The sequence below is a fragment of the Alteromonas sp. McT4-15 genome (assembly GCF_020515205.1).
GTDB lineage: Bacteria > Pseudomonadota > Gammaproteobacteria > Enterobacterales > Alteromonadaceae > Alteromonas.
This window is the reverse complement of sequence record NZ_JAJALG010000005.1, coordinates 138,270-156,451: the sequence shown is the minus strand read 5'-3', so window position 1 is coordinate 156,451 and position 18,182 is coordinate 138,270. Positions and strand designations below refer to the sequence as shown.

Below are 18,182 nucleotides of genomic sequence, written 5' to 3'. Positions count from 1 at the left end.
TACATTAATCAAACGCGCTAGGCGTGCAAGTGCGTTTGTGCTTTTTTAGGTTCCAGCGTAAGCGTTATTTACCCGCTTTTATACTCTCAGTTAACTTGTCGGCCTCGCGTTCTAATTTAAGCGCGCTAATTGCACCTTTTTGAAAATCTATTTCCAATAAAAGTAAACGCTGGGTTTTATCAAGCACATCTAAATAGACGTGGGCATCTATTGACTGACTGCGTTTCAAGTTAATTAGGTATTCGTTTAAATCACTCAACGTTGTGCCTGACAAGTTTGTACTGACTATTTCATAAGACACAAACACATCGAGGTACTCAGGAAAAGGCGGCCTATTTCTTTCATAAAACGTCTCTTCGTCTGGTTTTTCGTCAGATAATGAATCAAAGTAACGTATAATTTCAGACGTATACTGACGACTTTGTTGTACCGACGACACTGCTGCACTTAGCAGCTTTATCACTTTTTCCTTCTCTGTTTGCTTAGCCTCATATTCTGAAATAGAAATCGCCAGAATGACGCCTATCAAGGTAGCAAGCAACGTCAGAAAAAAATTTATCCCTGTTTGATAGCGTTCAATTGTAGGTTTAAATCGCGGAAAAAACGTGAAGGCGCCAAGCAGACTCAGCACAACAACCAGAGCAGCATAAATCATTAATTATCTTATACTTATTATAATTTCATGGTGTTACTATAACAAAAAACGTTACAAATACGACATGAAATACAACCAGACTGCGCAAAATTTTATCCACTCTTGGAGGGTAAACTCCTATGTGGATTGGTATAACTATCTAAAAGCCTCTTGATCCACATCAACGCATACCGGCATGGCTTTGCCCACAATAAAGTCATCTAAACTTGTGTATGAATTTGCGTATGCTCACCCTCGTAAACAACACCAATACCAACGATGACATTCATCCAGAAGAACACGGTCTTTATAGGTTGTACATCAAGCCTGATACACAGATAGCGGTAGAAACTAAGCCTGTATTTGGCGCCAACATTACCTTTCATGAGAGCGTATTGACCCACGCTAGCTTTATTGCGAAACCTGATAACATTATTGGTTGGCTAGATCATGGAGGCCTATCATATTTCTGCGTGAGCAATGGCCAAACTGACTCCTCAGATATTGCCACATCAACACTTCTGCCATCTCAATTCTTAAACAACGATGGTGGCATTTTACGTGTGTGTAGTGATACGCGAATTTACCTCATAGCGAGAAATCCAATTGACATACATAAGCATGGATTGTGTTTTTTCTCTCCGCTGTAATATTTGCTATTGAACAAATGCTTCTAAAAAAGGGTTTAGCGCTTACTAATTTGATGAGCAATCTATTGCCGACGATAAACCAGAAAAACGTTTATCGACCTTCCCAACCATGTCATTAAACGTGGGAACATCAGAAATAATCAAACACCCTGATTTCGCCCTGGTAAGGCCGGTGTAAACCAATCCGCGGTGAAACAAGTTTGCCGCCTTTTCGCTTTCAGGTTTAGGTAGGATCAGCACAACTTGAGAAAACTCTGAGCCCTGAGATTTGTGAATAGTCATCGCAAACACGGTTTCAAACTGAGGAATACGCGATAATGCGAGGCTTCTATACTCGCCTTCTTGCGATTCAAACCACGCGTAAAGCTTACCAGTTCTATCGGGCCAAATAATGCCTACTTCGCCATTAGAAAGACGCTGTGGGTGATGGTTTTTTAAGATCATAATGGGCTGACCTTGATAAAAACGCCCTTCTCTACGCCTTATTTTATGCTTTATCGCCTCAAAAACTCGCTCATTGAGCCCTTCCACGCCCAAGTCACCTTTTCGAATAGGCGTTAGCCACCGAACATGATTTAACTGTGTCATAGCAGAGGCAACATCAGATGCCTCTAAAAGCGGTATAAAACACTCCTTAGCAAGTGCGATCACATCCTGTTTGCGAAGTACAGGAGCATCAAGCAAATGAACACCTTCATGTAAGAAGCCGGTTTTCTCATTCTTACCATCCGCGCTAACATCTAGTGCAAACATGTCCATGGCCTGTATTGCTTTATCAGCGTCGCCACATTTAATAGCTGTTGCTACCTCTGCCACTTGTCCTTTAAAACGCTGCGGTGCTTGTAGCGTAGCAACCCAAGATTTTGCTTTCTCATCAAGTGGTAAAAGCGGTAGATGAGGACACAAGGTAGCGACATGCTGTCGCATGATTGTGGGCACAGCCCCTAGTGTCGTTGTATCATCATTTAATGTGTGTTCACGTTGTACAAGTTGTTCCAGCACGTTACCTAACTCCACGGCAGGTAACTGGTCAGCATCACCAATAAAGTAAAGCCTTGCTGTAGGCGGGAGCGCTCGAATAATACGAGCCATAAGTGCTAAGTCGACCATGCTCGCTTCATCAACAATAAGTACGTCGGCATTTAATGGGTGATGTCTGTGGTATTGCGTGCTTACAGTATACTCTCTAAGTCCCAACAGTCGGTGAATCGTTACTGCATTCGTTGGCACCCGTGACAATATCTCATCGTCAATCTTATTTCGAAGTGCTTCAATGCTGTTAGCAATTGACTCTGTCATTCGCTGTTGAGCTTTACCCGTTGGCGCGGCTAACACAATATTTAGCGAGCTATCTACCGCTTGTAGTGCAAGTAACAAACGCAGCACCGTATAGGTCTTACCCGTACCCGGCCCGCCGTTAATGACACCAAACCGCTGTACCAGGCTTTTTGCCACTGCCACTTGCTGCCAATCTTGCTCTTGCACAGATTGCACATCAAACAAAGCGGGCCAAATGGCCTTTACTCTTGCTATTGCGTGCTCATCAAGCGCGTCAAAAGCGGTTCTTTGAACCACACTTTTGGCAATTTCTTGTTCAAACTCAAAATACCTTTTACTGTAGAAACGGCCATTATCATAAACAAATAGCTGAGAAACTCGCTCATTCTCAAATGCTTTTTTCACTGTGCGCAGCAGCGGTGTTAGCGAAGGAAAATGAATGCCAGGTTTATCTTGCCCCTCTCTCTTTTCTTCGTCTGTCGCAGATACGTGCTCAAATAGTCGTTGATTGGCAATATCAGCAAGAGATACACAGCTATGCCCATTGCGCTGCATAAACGAAAGGCACACCAACAACCCCGTCCAAACCTCTACGTCGCTTTCATCCAGTCCTTCAATAACACCGAACTCTCTCGCAATAAATTTATCGATTGCCTCGATACCTGCAAGTTGTTCTAGCACGTCCTGTACCGTTTGAAGATGACTCATGTACTACTCCCAATCATCGTCGAAGCTAAATTGCTGTTGAGCTGACACCGTTTCGCTTGCACTTTCGTCACGAGCAGAATGATCTGGTTCGTCTAATAACGCTGCACTGGTGTCGTTTTTGTCTATGACACTATCGGTAACTGCACCGAATACGGCGTCTAATCTCAGTAATAGCTCAGTACTAATTTCGCAGTAAAAGACGCCCTCCCCCGCGCTATTTCCGGGGTGCATCCCACGCAAATAGAGGTAATACACACCGCCAAAGTGTTCGCTTGGTTCATAGTTGTTAAGGGTATTACCTAGGTATCGATGCAGCGCAAGACAATAGATAAGATACTGTAAGTCGTACAAGTGGTGTTGGTTGTTCTCGAACAGCGCCTCAGGTTTATAATGAGAGACGCTGTCGCCTAGCCATGTTGACTTATAATCAGCGACGTAAAATTTACCTTCATGCTCGAAAATAAGATCGATAAAACCATGCATCATGCCTTCGAGTTGCTCGGTGATTAGTGAAGGGGCTGCGTGCGCTTGCCCGCCTATTTTTTCAAAAACTGAATGACGATGCTGGGTAAGGATATCTTGCAACGCGCTCCATTGGCTCTTTGCCAATGGAAAATAAAATTCAGCCTCTCGCAGGGTTTGTTGTAAGGTCAAATCGCACAGCGAAAGCTGCACGTTAGGAAATAAAGGCGTCTGTAAAACTTCATCAAGCCATTCATAAAGCGCCGGCGTCTGCGCTTCATCTAGACCAAAACGCGCAATCATTTCTTTGCCTGTTTCTTCCCACTGAGGTTCACTAAAATCATTTTGCTCTAGTAAATCGTGCAGTAAGTTACCAGCACTTGCTCCTTTAGCTAACGTAAATCGCAAAGCATTTGTATCTAAAAGTGTATCGGGTTCATGTACGTCAATATCAAAACTGGATAGCGTGTTTTCTGTAACAATTTCTTCGTCGCGTACCGTTTGCATCACGGGAATACTCGGCATGCTTATGCCGTTATCAATGTTGCTAGCATGTTGTCCTTGGGAATCGATATAGGTTGTTAAGCGACTTAGTGCTGAAAATGAATATAACCGCCACTCTTCGCTACTGGTGCCAGTAAACTGTAATGCATACAGCTCAGATGCCACGTCATTATTACTGACCGCTGTGTAGGTTTCCACGGTATCATCACCGTTAATATGACAAGCAAACGCTTCATTTTCTTTGGCAATACCTTCAAGCGCATCTCGCCAGTTCAGCTGCCCATTATCAATATTCATCGCTCGGGCCAAAGCACTTTTTTCATTGCCATCTAATGGCAATATTCCCATGTAACAGCGATGTGCAGCACGGGTTACCGCCACATAGGCTAGCCGCATATCTTCGGCCGCGCCTTCTGCGCGCACCCGTGAAATAGCCTGTTTGGTCTGCCCTAATTGCAACTGCAAATCTTCTTTTTGCTCATCATAATAAGTAAAGATGTTCGACATGGATTTACCATTTCGTGCGGCATCTTTATACGCTGTAGCGAAAGGAATAAATACAATAGGATACTCTAACCCTTTAGACCCGTGCTGGGTGATAAGTCGTATAAGCTGACTATCACTCTCTAAGCGCAGCGTTAGTTCTTCGTCGCTATCAGGCTGGTGTATTTGATGATTCAACCAATCTAAAAGCTGCTCAGGACGTTGGTGGGTGGTACTGGCTTTTTCAAGCACTTCGGCAAGATGTTGATAATTGGTAAGTGCGCGCTCTACATCACTTCCAAAGGGCTGGTAGCTAGATTGCATTAGATACAGCAGCACACTCATACAACCTTTTTGCAGCCACATCTCGCGCAGCGTCATTACCTTGTCGAACGCGCGATCCCACAAAGCATCGTTCTCATGATAAAGCAGTTCAATAAGTGTCTGTGGACTATAACCCCATAATGGCGACGCTAAACTCGAAGCCACTTTGTTATTGTCTGTCGCGTGCCAGATGCCACTTAATAACCGCAAGACATCTTTGGCTTCAGGCGTTGCAAATAAGTTACTTCTGTCGCTCAGGTAAACACTGGCGATCCCTTGTTGACCGAGCACATATTTAACAATATTTGCTTCTGTTCTATCTTTCACCAAAATGGCGATATCTGCTGGTCTTACTGTGCGCTGACAAGGCCCCTCTTCGAAATACGCTTCGTTTAGCAAGCGGTAAATTTCTTGCGCTATCCAACTGGCCATATTACGACGCATAGAGGTGGCGTCCTGCTTGTCGTCCATGTGCATACTGACGTAATTCATCGCACTTCGCGTCGCGCTTTGTGGTGAGTTACCGTCACTCAAAGGGTCAAATAACGGAGTATTGGCTGCACTTGCTTTAGGTGTGAATTTCACTGGGTTGTAATTAATGCCAAAACCAAACACATCGCTAGGTTCACCGGTAGCCACAGGTGCACCATAAAACAGACGATTATACGCTTTAACCATACCCTCTACCGAACGCCAATTGGTATTCATTACCCAGCGAAAATCCGCTTGCCTTCCCGCTTTAAGGTAGGTGAATATGTCACCGCCTCGAAAGCGATAAATAGCCTGTTTAGGGTCGCCTATCATCAATAGCGCGCTATCGACTTTTAAAGGCGCGGACACCTCAATGTTTTCTGCCCCTTTACCCAGGTTAACTTGCGTTACATTGGCGTTTGGATAAACCGCATCAAGGATTGCGTATTGTTTAGCGTCAGTGTCTTGAAACTCGTCGATTAAGGCAACAGGAAAGCGCCTTCGCAATTCAGGCACCAGCGTATTGTTGGGTTTGATCACTTCTTCGGCCAACATACGGATTAAATCATCGAAGTCGATAATACCTAATTGCTTTTTCTGTTGTGCCACACGTGTTTTAATAAAACCAATAGCGTCTTCAATTAAGCGAAAAACCGGTATTTGTGCAATGGCAGCTTCTTTGTCAGCCACCGCCTCGTCAATCGCTTTGGCTAAATCCTTAATGGGAGTAAGTATTTCTTTAACCCCTGACTTGTTTCGCGCATAACGCCTGCCATCCAAAAACGCTTGCGCTTGGGGCGGTGCTGCCACATAAATTTTTTCGTCAATAACACTACGCAGCCACGCTTTCAGTGCGGCCAGTTCTTGTGGTCGCTCTTTTTTATGGGCGGGTGTTTTTATTAACTGCTCAACCAGTAGTTCTTCATTGTCTTCTATCTGACGAGAATGAAAAGCAAATTGGGATAACGCGGTTTCATCACTGTCTTGTAATGAATTGATGAATGCGTCTTCGATGGCGTTTTCATCTAACAACAACGGCGTTAGCGTACTTCTCACGCTAGTATTAAATTCTGACAACAACCGTTCAGGAACATGCCATCCAGACTGCGCGAGTAGCAGAAAATCGTCTTCGTTCACAGAGACTTTTCGAATGTAATCCTCGGCCGCTTGCAGGTAAAGTTCACTGGTGTCATTGCCTAAATTCAATGACATTGCAAATCCGCTATTAAAGGCCAGCTGAGCAATAACGTGCTGACAAAAACCATGTATGGTGAATACCGACGCTTCATCAAGCTCTAATTGCGCAGCTTTCAGACGTGCAAGACTTTCATCAACGTCGTTGTTGTTAAATAAGTGGATGTAGACAGGATCGCAATCATCTGCAATTACACCGCCATTGTCTTTAGCGTGTTGCCATATTTGCGTAGCCTCCCGCAGCGTTTTTGCTACCCTGCCCTTAATTTCTTCGGTTGCCGCCTTGGTAAAGGTCATTACCAGAATATCTTTAACAGTAAGCTTTTTCTCAAGTAAGAACCGTAGGTAAAGACGCGTTATATTGAACGTCTTTCCTGTACCTGCACTCGCTTCAATGAGATGCCTGCCATAAAGCGGCATGGCTACGACATCTAGTAATTGAGTGGTCATAGTTTTTCCTCCACACTGGCATTGGCTACCATCGAAAACAACAAAAAGCCTTGCACTTTAGGCATATCACGCCAAGAAACACCTTGTGGAAACAACCATTTAAGGTAAGGATTGTTTGCCATATCGGCACTAAAAGGGCCCGAAGACTGTTGCCAGTTTCTTATCGCACGTTGGCCTTCAGGGCCATCAAAGAGCTTTGTTACCTCAACAATGAGTTTGGTTACATGCTCACTCGTTGAACTTGATTCTTCAGCGCATGCTAACAGCGCACTGGCGATCTCGTTGAAATATTCTGGCTTAGCCTGACTAACAATAGCGGTAGAATCTGACTTGCGTTTACCTGGCACTAGTTCAGCAATCAAGCTTGCATAAAGTGGTGTAGGTGCTGTGTAAATAGTGACAAACAGCGATTCAATGAACAACAGAAGCTGCTGTGCGGTTTCTTTTTCTAGCGCTGCAAAACGCCTTTTCATCAGCGTTGTTTCGCCCTTTTCCCAATCGCAATAGAAAATATCCAATGGGTACTGTGAATACGTTGTCGCTTCATCACTGCTAGAAAAAACGAGTTGCGAGATAAAAAAGCCAAGGGCACGAATATCGTTAATTTTCCCCGCACACAGTTCAACAAGCGCCCCACTTGCTTCAAAAGCTGAGGCGGTAAACGTAAGATGGCGCCCCTTAAAACTGGCTGTTTTGGGTTCGGCGTCATGAGGTCCCATGGCTTGATTTAAGGCTAGTGCACCGGCCTTCCACATTTCAAGCTCTTCTCTTGCGACTGGGTTATCGGGAATATCTCCTCTAAGCGCTGCAAATTCAATGACTTGTTGGCTATAAGCTTGAGAGCTCAATTCATCGCTTGTTGCTTGCGCCCTATCTGGTGACGAGAAAATAGCATCGAGCACTTGATAGCGAACAAGCGCGTTAGTTTCAAACGGTTCGCTATTTTCTAACAGCGTGAATGATTGGGTTAAGTTCACACCTAAGCGCTGTATTGAGAAAAAGGCTAATGGATCGCTAAATGCCCTTGCAACTTGCATGGCAGATAGTCGCATTTCTGCCACATCTGATGTGCCATTTTGTGAGCGGGGCATGTCGATTGTTAAGGCTTCATTGTGCGGTGACTGTGTCTGCGTGTCTTTAGAAACGTCATCACTATCGTTGGCGTTTTCAATGCGCGTGCGCCTTAATGCATCAGCAAGTCTCAACCATCCCGTTTCATAACTTGGCAACATACCAGTAAAGCCGCTTTCGCTAAATGGGTGAAGCGGTGCCTGTATAAGATAATCAGAAAGTGGCACACCATAGCCCATTGACAGCATATCCATAAACTCAGCGAGGACTAGACTTGGCTGCCGCTCACTATTATTGGTAACGTCATTCCCTTGATAGCTAAGATATAAGCTTTCACGAGTGGATATAATCGCTTCTAAAAATAAATAGCGGTCTTCTAGACGACGAGAGCGATCACCTATTCGCCGCTCAGGCCCAGCCATTAGATCGAGTCCAAGCGGTGTCGACTTACGTGGAAATTCACTGTCATTAAGGCCTAAAATACACACCTTCTTAAAAGGGATACTGCGCATTGGCAGCATAGAGCACACCGTTACTTGCCCTGTCATAAAGTGGTTGCCAGCATCTGGGGAAGAAAAACGGTTGAGCAATAACTCCCTTATCTGGCGCAAACTCAGTTCATGGGAATAGTTGGCTTCATCACAACGCGCAGATAAATCCGCAGCGACTTTAGCGATAAGGTCCCAGCTGTGCTCTTGATCTCGCGTTGGCGTAAAACACGCATCTCTAAGTGCTATCAGGTCCTTTGCCCATTCTTGAGGCGCTCTTGGTAGCCTAAGCTCGCGAGCGTAGTTACCCAGTAATTCAATGACCTCAATGAGTTTGCCTAAGGTAAGTACCCGTTGCCCTTCCACATCGGGAATAGTGAGAAGGTTGTCAACAACCATCTCGTGATCAGGTGCTAACATACCCATTAATAGCCGTCGAATGCCCCACCACCAACTATAAGTATCTTGGTCTGTAACACCTTCTGACACCACATTTTTATGCGTACTATTAAGTCCCCAATGTATGTGTGCCTGTTTCAACCACACAACCATTTGGTCAATATCATCCTGGCTCACTGAAAAGCGCTTTTGCACCGCATCCAGCTGCAGGTAATCCATAATATCAGATACACCAAAGCGGCTATCTGGTAGTTGCAGTAATGCCATATACGCCGCTATGAGTGGCTCAGCGTCCATGGGACTTCTATCAGCGATAGAGCAAGGTAACCTGACAGGTCCATTATCTATCATCGCTTTCGTGCCCACACGATGGAAGACAGCGTCTACAAAGGGCGCGTAATTTTCGATAGCAGGACACATCACCAGAATATCGGAAGGCGTACGGGTTTTATCCTGCGAGAGCCAATGCAATAAATGGTCGTGCAACACCTGAACTTCACGCAGCGCCGAGTGCGTGCACATAATAGTAACGCTGTCATCTTCGCGTTTAATTGTGTGGTGCTCACCTTGTTTGCAAAGGGTAGACGGCGCTTGTGCTTTGAGAATATCGTTATGAATGTAATCAAGCAGAGAGTAGGTTTCTTCCGCAATTTGCTCACAGTCCATAGCAGCCTTTTCAGCACTATCTAATGAGGCTATGTCTGGAATTTTTGGGGAATCAAATGCACTTATTTCAAAGGTATCAAGCTCTGTTAGCAGGTTAAAAAGCTCTCTTCCCTGTTTACCTAAATTTCCAAGTAATGGGTTTGGTTGCTCCTGACTCATCCATTTTTCAAGGCCCTCCATACGTAACTGTTTAGCTTGCTCACTACCACTTCTTGCGTCGCCCCAGTAATTCACACTGGGGTTCAAATGAAATATGTGAATATCGATATGCTCAGCGAGAGCATCGAAAAACGATATCAACTGCGGCGCCATAGTGTTAATGGCAAATACGATAATTCGAGAAGGAAGAGCGCTTGTACTTTGTCCTTCTGACAGCGCTTGCAACGTAAGCTGATGCAACCTTGCAGGGTGAAGGGCCTCTTCTTTTACCAAAAGACGCCAAATTTCACTTTGCCATATTTCCATATCATCAAAAACGACGCGCTGATTTTGCTCCCAAGCAAACAGCCAGTCAGGGCGATAAAGCAAGTACTGTTCGTATACATCCGCAAGCGCGGTAGCAAGTTGCAAGCGTTGTGCGCCCTGCTCTAGCTCATTACCAGCACTACGCCAGTATTTGTTAACCTGTTCAAATGCACCTGTTTCCATAAGCGAAGTGTCTTGCAACAAATTGTCAATTCGCCAAGTAAGTACTTCACGACGATAAGGTGATTGCTTGGGGACTTTATCACTCCCGAGTACGGTGCGAGCTGTATTCCACATAAAACGTACTGGTAAGGGAAAGTCGATGTTCATTGCCACGCCCTGCGCATGGGCAAGTTGCATACTAACCCAGTGCTGCATGCCAGGACTTTCAACCAAAATAGTTTCAGGCGTAAACACGCCATTGGGTTGCTGCTGAAGCAATGTGGTAAGAAGAAAACTCAAATGCTCTAGTTTGTTTGATGGGTAAAGGGCAAGCAATCTCAAAATCCTTTATAAATCGAGCTTTTATATCGACACAGTTATAGGACTCTGAGTGTATCGCAATGACGGGCACAGTTACATCATCACGCTCTAGGATACAGACAAAAAAAACCCACACAGACCTCAGGACACGAAAAATCTGTATGGGTAAGGTTTACGGGCTGCCCAGTAACAACGTGAATAAGCGTTGCCTGGCACTCATTCACGTTAGCGCTACTGCTCAGCACAGTTAACAAAAAAGATTTTGCAGTAACAATGCCAACATTATAAGCTATAATTATCAATAAGTTACACCAAACCTTTTATGTAAAGAAAGCCTTTTCTCAATTGCTTTGGTGCAAGTGCACCATTTAGAAGCACTCTTTGAACATGGAATCGACATGGGTTGGGCAAAGCGCTTTTGCCAACGCGCCCATTACAGTACAATTGCTCTTATAAATTTGCTCTAACCATCAACTCAGGAGTTTAGATGTTAACCGCACAACAGCTTGCGACAATGTTAAACCTACAAGATAAAATGAATTCTAAAGTCAATCCTGATTGGCTGAACGCAGGATATGGGTATCTGCGTGCCGCAATGGTGGAGTCTGTAGAAGCAATTGAGCATCACGGTTGGAAATGGTGGAAGGCGCAGCAAAAAGATTTGCCACAACTTCAGATGGAACTTGTTGATATCTGGCATTTCGCATTAAGCGCTTGCATCATAGAATACAAAGGCGACATTTCGGCTTCTGCACAGAGCATTGCTGCCCAGTTAGCAAGCGGCAATACCAATGTCACGTTTGATGGTAAAGACTATAATGCATCGAACCAATCGTTACTTGATAACCTAGAGCTAATGACTGGCTTGTGTGCTGCTAAACGTTTTAGTGTTCCTCTTTTTATGTTTATCGTTGGTCAATGCGACATGTCTGCTGACGAACTCTATCGTCAATACGTGGGTAAAAACGTGTTGAACTTCTTCCGCCAAGACAACGGCTATAAAGAGGGAAGTTATATTAAAGTATGGCAAGGCAGAGAGGACAATGAACACCTTGTTGAAGTGATGGATGAATTAGACTTGTCTAAGGCTGAATTTAGCGACCTGGTTTACGAAGGGCTGAAGTCTCGCTACCCTTCTGCTTAAACCCTAACTGCTTAGTCATAAAAAAAGGCTCTACATTTGTAGAGCCTTTTTTAAGCAAGATACTTTGTTAGGCGTCAACCCAAACTAACTTGTCGCTGTAGGTTCCTTGAATAATGTCTTCAAAGCGCTCTTCAAGCACATGCCGCTTAACTTTAAGCGTTGGAGTGAGCAGGTCATTTTCAATGCTCCATTCATTTTTCATTACCACAACGCGGTCCATAACTTGGTGACTTTCAAGTTTAGCGTTTATTGCCTCAAATGTTTTCTTCAGGCTCGCTTCAATTTCAGCCTTGTCCTTCTTCTGCGCTTCCTCACTTAGCACAAGTAATGCGACAGGCTGAGGCAAGTTAGTACCGGTTACACACACCTGCTCAACAATTGGGTTTTCCATAAACTTAGCTTCGATAGGCGCTGGCGTTACATATTTGCCCTTTGCCGTTTTAAAAATATCTTTAAGGCGCCCCGTTATTTTCACATAACCATCTGCATCAATAACACCTTTATCCCCTGTGCGAAGGTAGCCATCTTCGGTAAAGACTTCTGCTGTCTTTTCTGGCTCTAAGTAATACTCAAGCATGTTACACGGAGACTTAACTTGAATTTCGCCCTCTTCAGACGTGCGAATATCAACGCCGTCATAAGGTCTGCCAATGCAGCCTATTTTGTCGTGTCTAAACGGAACGCTGCCGGTACCATAGGCGCTGTTTTCAGTCATACCCCACCCTTCTGAGATATTAATACCGATTTTTGCAAACCACTCGATAACCGCTGGCGCTAGTGGCGCAGAACCACTTGCCCATAAGCGAGCATTGTTAATCCCAAGCCCATTGCGAATTTTCTTCGCTACAATCTTGTTAAGAAATGGAATTTTAAGCAGCGTATCTAATTTTTTCTGTGGCATCTTCGCCAATACACCCATTTGGAACTTCGTCCATAAACGCGGTACAGAAATAAATAGCGTTGGCTGGCAATGACCAACATCACGCTGGAACGTCGACAAGTCTTCCACAAAATGGATTTTACCGCCGCTGTAGTAACTCGACAGCTCAACCAACACACGCTCGGTAATATGCGCTAGCGGCAAATAACTCATAGTGCGGTCGTTTTCATTGATACCCAGTTGGTCTAACGAACGTCGTGCTGCCCAACATGCCGTATTATAGCTATGGACTACACCTTTAGGCTGACCAGTGCTGCCCGAGGTGTAGATAATGGTCATGATGTCATCCATATCTTGCACCGGCGAGTCAGTGATAGGCGCGATAGCCATAAACTCGTCCCACTGCTGCTTTGTAGCAATATTCGGATAAGGGAAAGCAACAGTTAAATATTCAGATGGAATTGAAGCGACTTGTTCTGCAGTGTTATCTAATTTACCCACAAACAATAATTTCACGTCAGCGTGTTTCAACACATATTGCACTGTGTCAGGACCGGCTGTAGAGAAAATAGGTACAGAAACGTGACCTGCCATCATGATACCAAGGTCAGTAATGAACCACTCTGCGCAGTTCTTCGAGAAAATCCCTATACGGCTTCCAGCAGGAAATGCCATTTCACGCAAACGTGCCGCGACTGTGCGTGCCTGCTCTGCTACCTGCTTCCATGTAAAGTCATGATACTCGCCCTTTATGGGCTGTGTTAAGAAGACGTCGTCACCACGGGTTTGCTCCCAGTGGTACAACATAGTCAATGGCGATTTAATTACTTCCGTGCTGTTGGCATTTGCTGTCATATCTAGCGGCATAGGTCACTCATTTGTTGTTATAATGTAGCTCATTTTTACAATGATTTCACAGACTTCTAATAAGCCTTATTTTTCTTTGAATGACAAGCTTTTTAAACAAGCGTTTACATTCTATGCGACGAATAACGTGGCTTAACGGCTAGAATTTAAATTTTTTATAGTTTCGGCTTTTGTTTCATGATGGTCTTATCACTTGATTCACCCTTATGGCTTACTCAAGTCCACTGCTTAAACAGTAGAGGCGTGACCTCTTCTGCAGAGCAGGGCTTCGCATAAAAATAGCCCTGATGGAAATAACAGTCTTTACGCAAAAGCGCCTCAACCTGGTCTTTCGACTCAACGCCTTCGGCTACGCAACTCATATTTAAACTGTTCGCTAACGAAATAGTTGTTGCTACAAGCGCTTCATTGGCATTACCCGGTGCCATTTCATTTACGAAGCTTTTATCTATTTTTAGTACCGAAAGCGGATAGCGCTTGAGATAACTTAACGAGGAATATCCCGTCCCAAAATCATCAAGTGCCAATATAAATCCTTCATCAACGAAACGCTGGATTTGCCTGAGCGCATTGTCAGTGTCATCCATCAATACACCTTCGGTGATTTCAAAACGAAACGCTTCTTTAGGCAAGTCAAATTCCTGCAACAACCCAAAGACACTGTTTAGATCAAACTCGGTCTTGAAGTGCATGGCCGAAAGATTGATTGAAACATACCCATCAAAACCACTTGAATACCACTGTGATAAATCACTGGCTGCACGACGCATGGCTTTGCGAGTCACTTCAATTATATACTTTAGCTCTTCAAGCACGGGAATAAACTGGTCAGGGAACAACGGCTCATCGTCCAACCTTCCCCGTAAGAGAAGTTCTACCCCTACCGTTTTGTTCGTGCGTGCATCGACAATAGGCTGATAATGATTGTAAAAAGTATCGTCTGAATACGCGCGCTTTACTTTATTTTCCAACTGCAGACGTGTTTTTGCACGCTCATTCATATCTCGCGTAAAGTAAGTAAACCCACTCAATGCATCTTTTTTGGCTGTGTACATCGCGACATCAGCCTGCTTAATCAACTCTGCTGGTTCAGATGCATCGTCAGGGTAAAACGCAACACCAATACTACAAGATACGCGCAGCACCTCTTCAGCAAGTGAAATAGGTGTCTCTACTGACTCTATAATTTGCCCAACGAAAGAACTCAAGTCATCTTCGTTGGTTACTTCTTCGATAACGATAACAAATTCGTCGCCACCTAAACGCGCAACGGTACCGGAGTCAGCGACTAAATTACGCATTCGGTTTGCCACAATTCGCAGTAATTTATCGCCATAATCGTGACCAAGAGAATCGTTTATGCCCTTGAATCTATCCAAGTCTACAAACATGACCGCAACGCGATGCTCGTGATGGCGAGCCAGCGCGATAGCATGTTCAAGCCGGTCTAACAGTAAAGTACGATTGACCAATCCAGTTAAACTGTCATAAGTCGCTATTTTAAGTAGCTTACGCTCTGCGTTCTTTTGTTCAGTAATATCCGAGATAACAATTAAATAGTGCTCTGGCACATTACTTTCACCACTTACTGCGGTGATATCAATTAATACATCATAGCGCTTGCCATCTGCACCATCGATGACGCCTTCATCTTTCCAGAAGTCGCCACCTTGTAAATCCGGTAGCTTGGCTGATAGTTGGCGATTAAGCGTAGGATATCGCAAATAGAGTTTTGCAAGTTGTTTAGGTAATGGCTCCTTTTTGTTGAAACCAAATACTTGCTCGAATGCTGGGTTAGCTGCAACCAAACGCTTCTCGGCATCGAAAATTAACACCCAATCTCGGGTCTGCCTAAACGCATCGCTAAATAATGTGGCTTGATGTTGGGCTTTGTGAAGTCTGAAAAGTTGACGCTGACGGGATAATAAATACGCTACGAACAGCCCAACTAATAGCGCGGTATAAATTCCGTAAGCCAAAGGAGAACGAAGCGGTGCGTAAGGCATAGACACTGAAATTTCGGCGGGAAGCACGGTAAAATCGAAACTTCCCGGTGTCGGTGACACTGAGAAGACATAGTCGCCTGGTTCAATATTCGCAAATGTAATTTTAGCGTCTTCTGTAATACCTTCAGTTACAATCCGCTGATCTTTAAGCAATTTATAATAGTACTTTACCTTTCCAATTCCCGACATTGCAAGGGATGAGAAATGAATAGTAAGCCCAAAATCTTCGTGTTCAAGGTCGAAGTGATGTCCATTCAAATTCAATAGCGGTTGCCTAAGTTCTCGATTATCTACCGAAACTTGCGTAATGGCGGTTTGCTTGTTAATAAGGCCTCGGCTGGCTTCAATGCTTTCTAGTTGTGCAGGCGAAAACACCACAACACCGCTGGTTGAGCCATACGCCAAACGCCCATCGTTCAGCTTAAGCGACGCACCTTGGTTGAACTCAGACACACTGAGTTCGCGACCATAGATAAAGTTCTTAATTTGACCTGTGGCAGGGTCATATTTGTGAAGTCCTTTGTGCGAACTGAACCAAATATTTCCACCGTCGTCTTTTTGCAACCCATATACAATGTTGGATAACAACAGGTTGCTATCGTTTAGGTTATAAAGCGGCTCAAACGTATCGACATCAAGTCCTACTAATCCAACGCTATTATAGGCAAGCCATAACACACCAGTGTCATCAATTACCCATGATGATATAGAGCGGTCACGCCCACGTTGTGATTCAGGAAAACGATAAACGAGTTCATGGGAAGAGGTATTGGGATCAATAAGCCACAACCCCCCTTCGGTTGATAAGAACAATCTGCCGCCGTGATAAACTGACTCGCCCAAAAAGCCCTGTGTAAAGTTTATATCAAAAACACGAGGGTCTAACTCTATGTCGCGCAACGACTTTAACGCTGTGTCGTAGGCCAAAAAGTCTTCATTACCAACAAAATAAAGAGTTCCATCGCTTGCTAGTGTCGTTCCCGCACTGTAAGCATCAAAAACCTCTTCTTCGCCACCACTTACCACTTGTGGGCGCTGCGACTCGCCCGTTGAAGGGTCAAACAGGCGTATTCCGTCATAAGTTTGTAAAAATAGCTTATCGTCAGTTGTCGGGATAATTCGCTCAACTGAGCCTTCCCCTATATAACTTAAAGGAGAATCACTCGTTAAGTATTGCTTTGACTTGCCAGTAGCGAAGTCGTAGTGATTTAAACCGTTGGAGGTACCAATCCACAATTTATTTGGCTCAGTTTCTGCAAACGCCCAAGTAACGTGACTGGTTAAAGATTGCTCTTTTGCGTGACGCTCATTTTGAATAGTAAAAATATCTGCGCTTTTTACACCAAAGTAGAGCGCGCCAGCATAAATAGAACTCAACCAAATATTACCCGTCTCGTCTTTTGCGATCGACGTAATCTTTTTATCTGAAATAGATGTTGAACCATTGTGTGGCTCTAAAATATGATCTTGTTCCCATCCACTCGCTGTCTTGGTAAGTGAATATAGCCCCCTGTTAGTCCCAAGCCAAAAGCTGTCGTCTTTAGCTTGCTCCATCGTCCACACGTTCAGCTGATCGATAACGAGTTCAAATGCGTTCTTTTGACCTTCATTAATTTGCTCAAGCAATGCTTTTTTATCAGCCACAAACACGTTTTCAACGGTAGTAAGCCACACGCGCTCACTGCTATCTAACATCAGGAATTTAGCGTTTTCATTATCCAATGTTGGGGAAATACCATTGAGATATTCTACTGGTAATAAGGTTAAATCTGGATTGGTTAGGTCGTTACTAAATAGTCCCGTTGTAGTAGCAACTAACAATGTATTGTCGAGAGTGATGGCTGCTCTGATGCTATGGTAATTTTCAATGGTAGTACTGCTGAGTTTTGCAAGAGTTTCAACAGTTTTAGTTTTCGTATTAAAACGCTGAACCTCTTCCCCCAAAGAAATGATGAGATTATTTTCATCTTGCCAATGAAAAAACTCAGCGTGTTGAACAAACTCTTCTAGTTCTTGGTATGATTTAGGTTCAATTTGAACGATGTCTTGTGTTTTAAGATCTAAGTAAAAAACACCTTGTCCGTAAACGCTAAACCATAGCGCATCGTCACCTTGCAACGTTAGTTTATAAATGGATGAGTCGATAAGTGTATTATTAGGCCCTTTTATTCTTTTTGTTCTAACGCCATCCCATCTTACCGCGCCCCCTTCCGTCGCTATCCAAACGAAACCGTCATCATCTACCACGATGTCGTTCACTACATCTTGTGGCAAACCGTTTTTAGTCGATAAAGATTGAAAGACAGGGTTTGACAGCCGCGGCGATGCCTCAGCATTAAGAACAACTAAAAAAAGTAAAAGAATTAGGTAGATAAAACGGCTCATACCAAAAGTCGACGTAATTGAATTGTTATTATGCGTACAAGTGTAACAGAATGTTTTTGACTTGGGCAGAAAAGAAAGCAATCAAAATTACGCTGCATATAGTAAGTTTAACTCTATGATTGCTAGCGATTTATTGTAAATAATGCCTACCCTCTTGTCGCGTAAACTAC

General features: G+C 44.0%; 8 protein-coding genes. 2 read left to right on the top strand and 6 right to left on the bottom strand.

The window, feature by feature from the left end; translation table 11 throughout:
• Positions 1–64: 64 nt before the first annotated feature.
• Entirely contained in the window at positions 65–655 is a 591-nt protein-coding gene (locus LHL20_RS06290; RefSeq protein ID WP_226432680.1) for a hypothetical protein, read from the bottom strand.
• Positions 656–879: 224 nt separating this feature from the next.
• On the opposite strand from LHL20_RS06290, the gene LHL20_RS06285 reads away from it, so the two are divergent.
• Positions 880–1,284, top strand: coding sequence for a hypothetical protein (locus tag LHL20_RS06285; RefSeq protein ID WP_226432679.1), 405 nt, complete (start codon positions 880–882; stop codon positions 1,282–1,284).
• A 45-nt stretch (positions 1,285–1,329) separates the two neighbouring features.
• Here the strand turns inward: LHL20_RS06285 and recD are convergent, their stop codons facing one another.
• Genes recD through recC form a run of 3 tightly spaced genes read right to left on the bottom strand, consistent with a single transcriptional unit; the run spans position 1,330 to position 10,745 of the window.
• Positions 1,330–3,270, bottom strand: a complete 1,941-nt coding sequence (gene recD / locus LHL20_RS06280) for an exodeoxyribonuclease V subunit alpha (protein ID WP_226432678.1) — start codon at positions 3,268–3,270, stop codon at positions 1,330–1,332.
• Between the two features lie 3 nt (positions 3,271–3,273).
• Entirely contained in the window at positions 3,274–7,158 is a 3,885-nt protein-coding gene (recB, locus tag LHL20_RS06275; RefSeq protein ID WP_226432677.1) for an exodeoxyribonuclease V subunit beta, read from the bottom strand.
• Positions 7,155–10,745, bottom strand: coding sequence for an exodeoxyribonuclease V subunit gamma (recC, locus tag LHL20_RS06270; RefSeq protein ID WP_226432676.1), 3,591 nt, complete (start codon positions 10,743–10,745; stop codon positions 7,155–7,157). The genes recB and recC overlap by 4 nt, the downstream gene beginning before the upstream one ends.
• 472 nt (positions 10,746–11,217) lie before the next feature.
• Here recC and LHL20_RS06265 point away from each other — a divergent pair, with 472 nt between their 5' ends.
• The gene (locus LHL20_RS06265) at positions 11,218–11,874 is read left to right on the top strand and encodes a dUTP diphosphatase (protein ID WP_226432675.1); all 657 of its coding nucleotides are present in this window, start codon (positions 11,218–11,220) and stop codon (positions 11,872–11,874) included.
• A 67-nt stretch (positions 11,875–11,941) separates the two neighbouring features.
• Here LHL20_RS06265 and LHL20_RS06260 read toward each other — a convergent pair whose 3' ends face one another.
• Both LHL20_RS06260 and LHL20_RS06255 read right to left on the bottom strand, forming a co-directional pair.
• Positions 11,942–13,621 (bottom strand): AMP-binding protein, encoded by a 1,680-nt coding sequence (locus LHL20_RS06260; RefSeq protein WP_226432674.1) that lies wholly within the window; start codon positions 13,619–13,621, stop codon positions 11,942–11,944.
• Between the two features lie 215 nt (positions 13,622–13,836).
• Positions 13,837–18,012 (bottom strand): EAL domain-containing protein, encoded by a 4,176-nt coding sequence (locus LHL20_RS06255; protein ID WP_226432673.1) that lies wholly within the window; start codon positions 18,010–18,012, stop codon positions 13,837–13,839.
• Between the last annotated feature and the right edge of the window lie 170 nt (positions 18,013–18,182).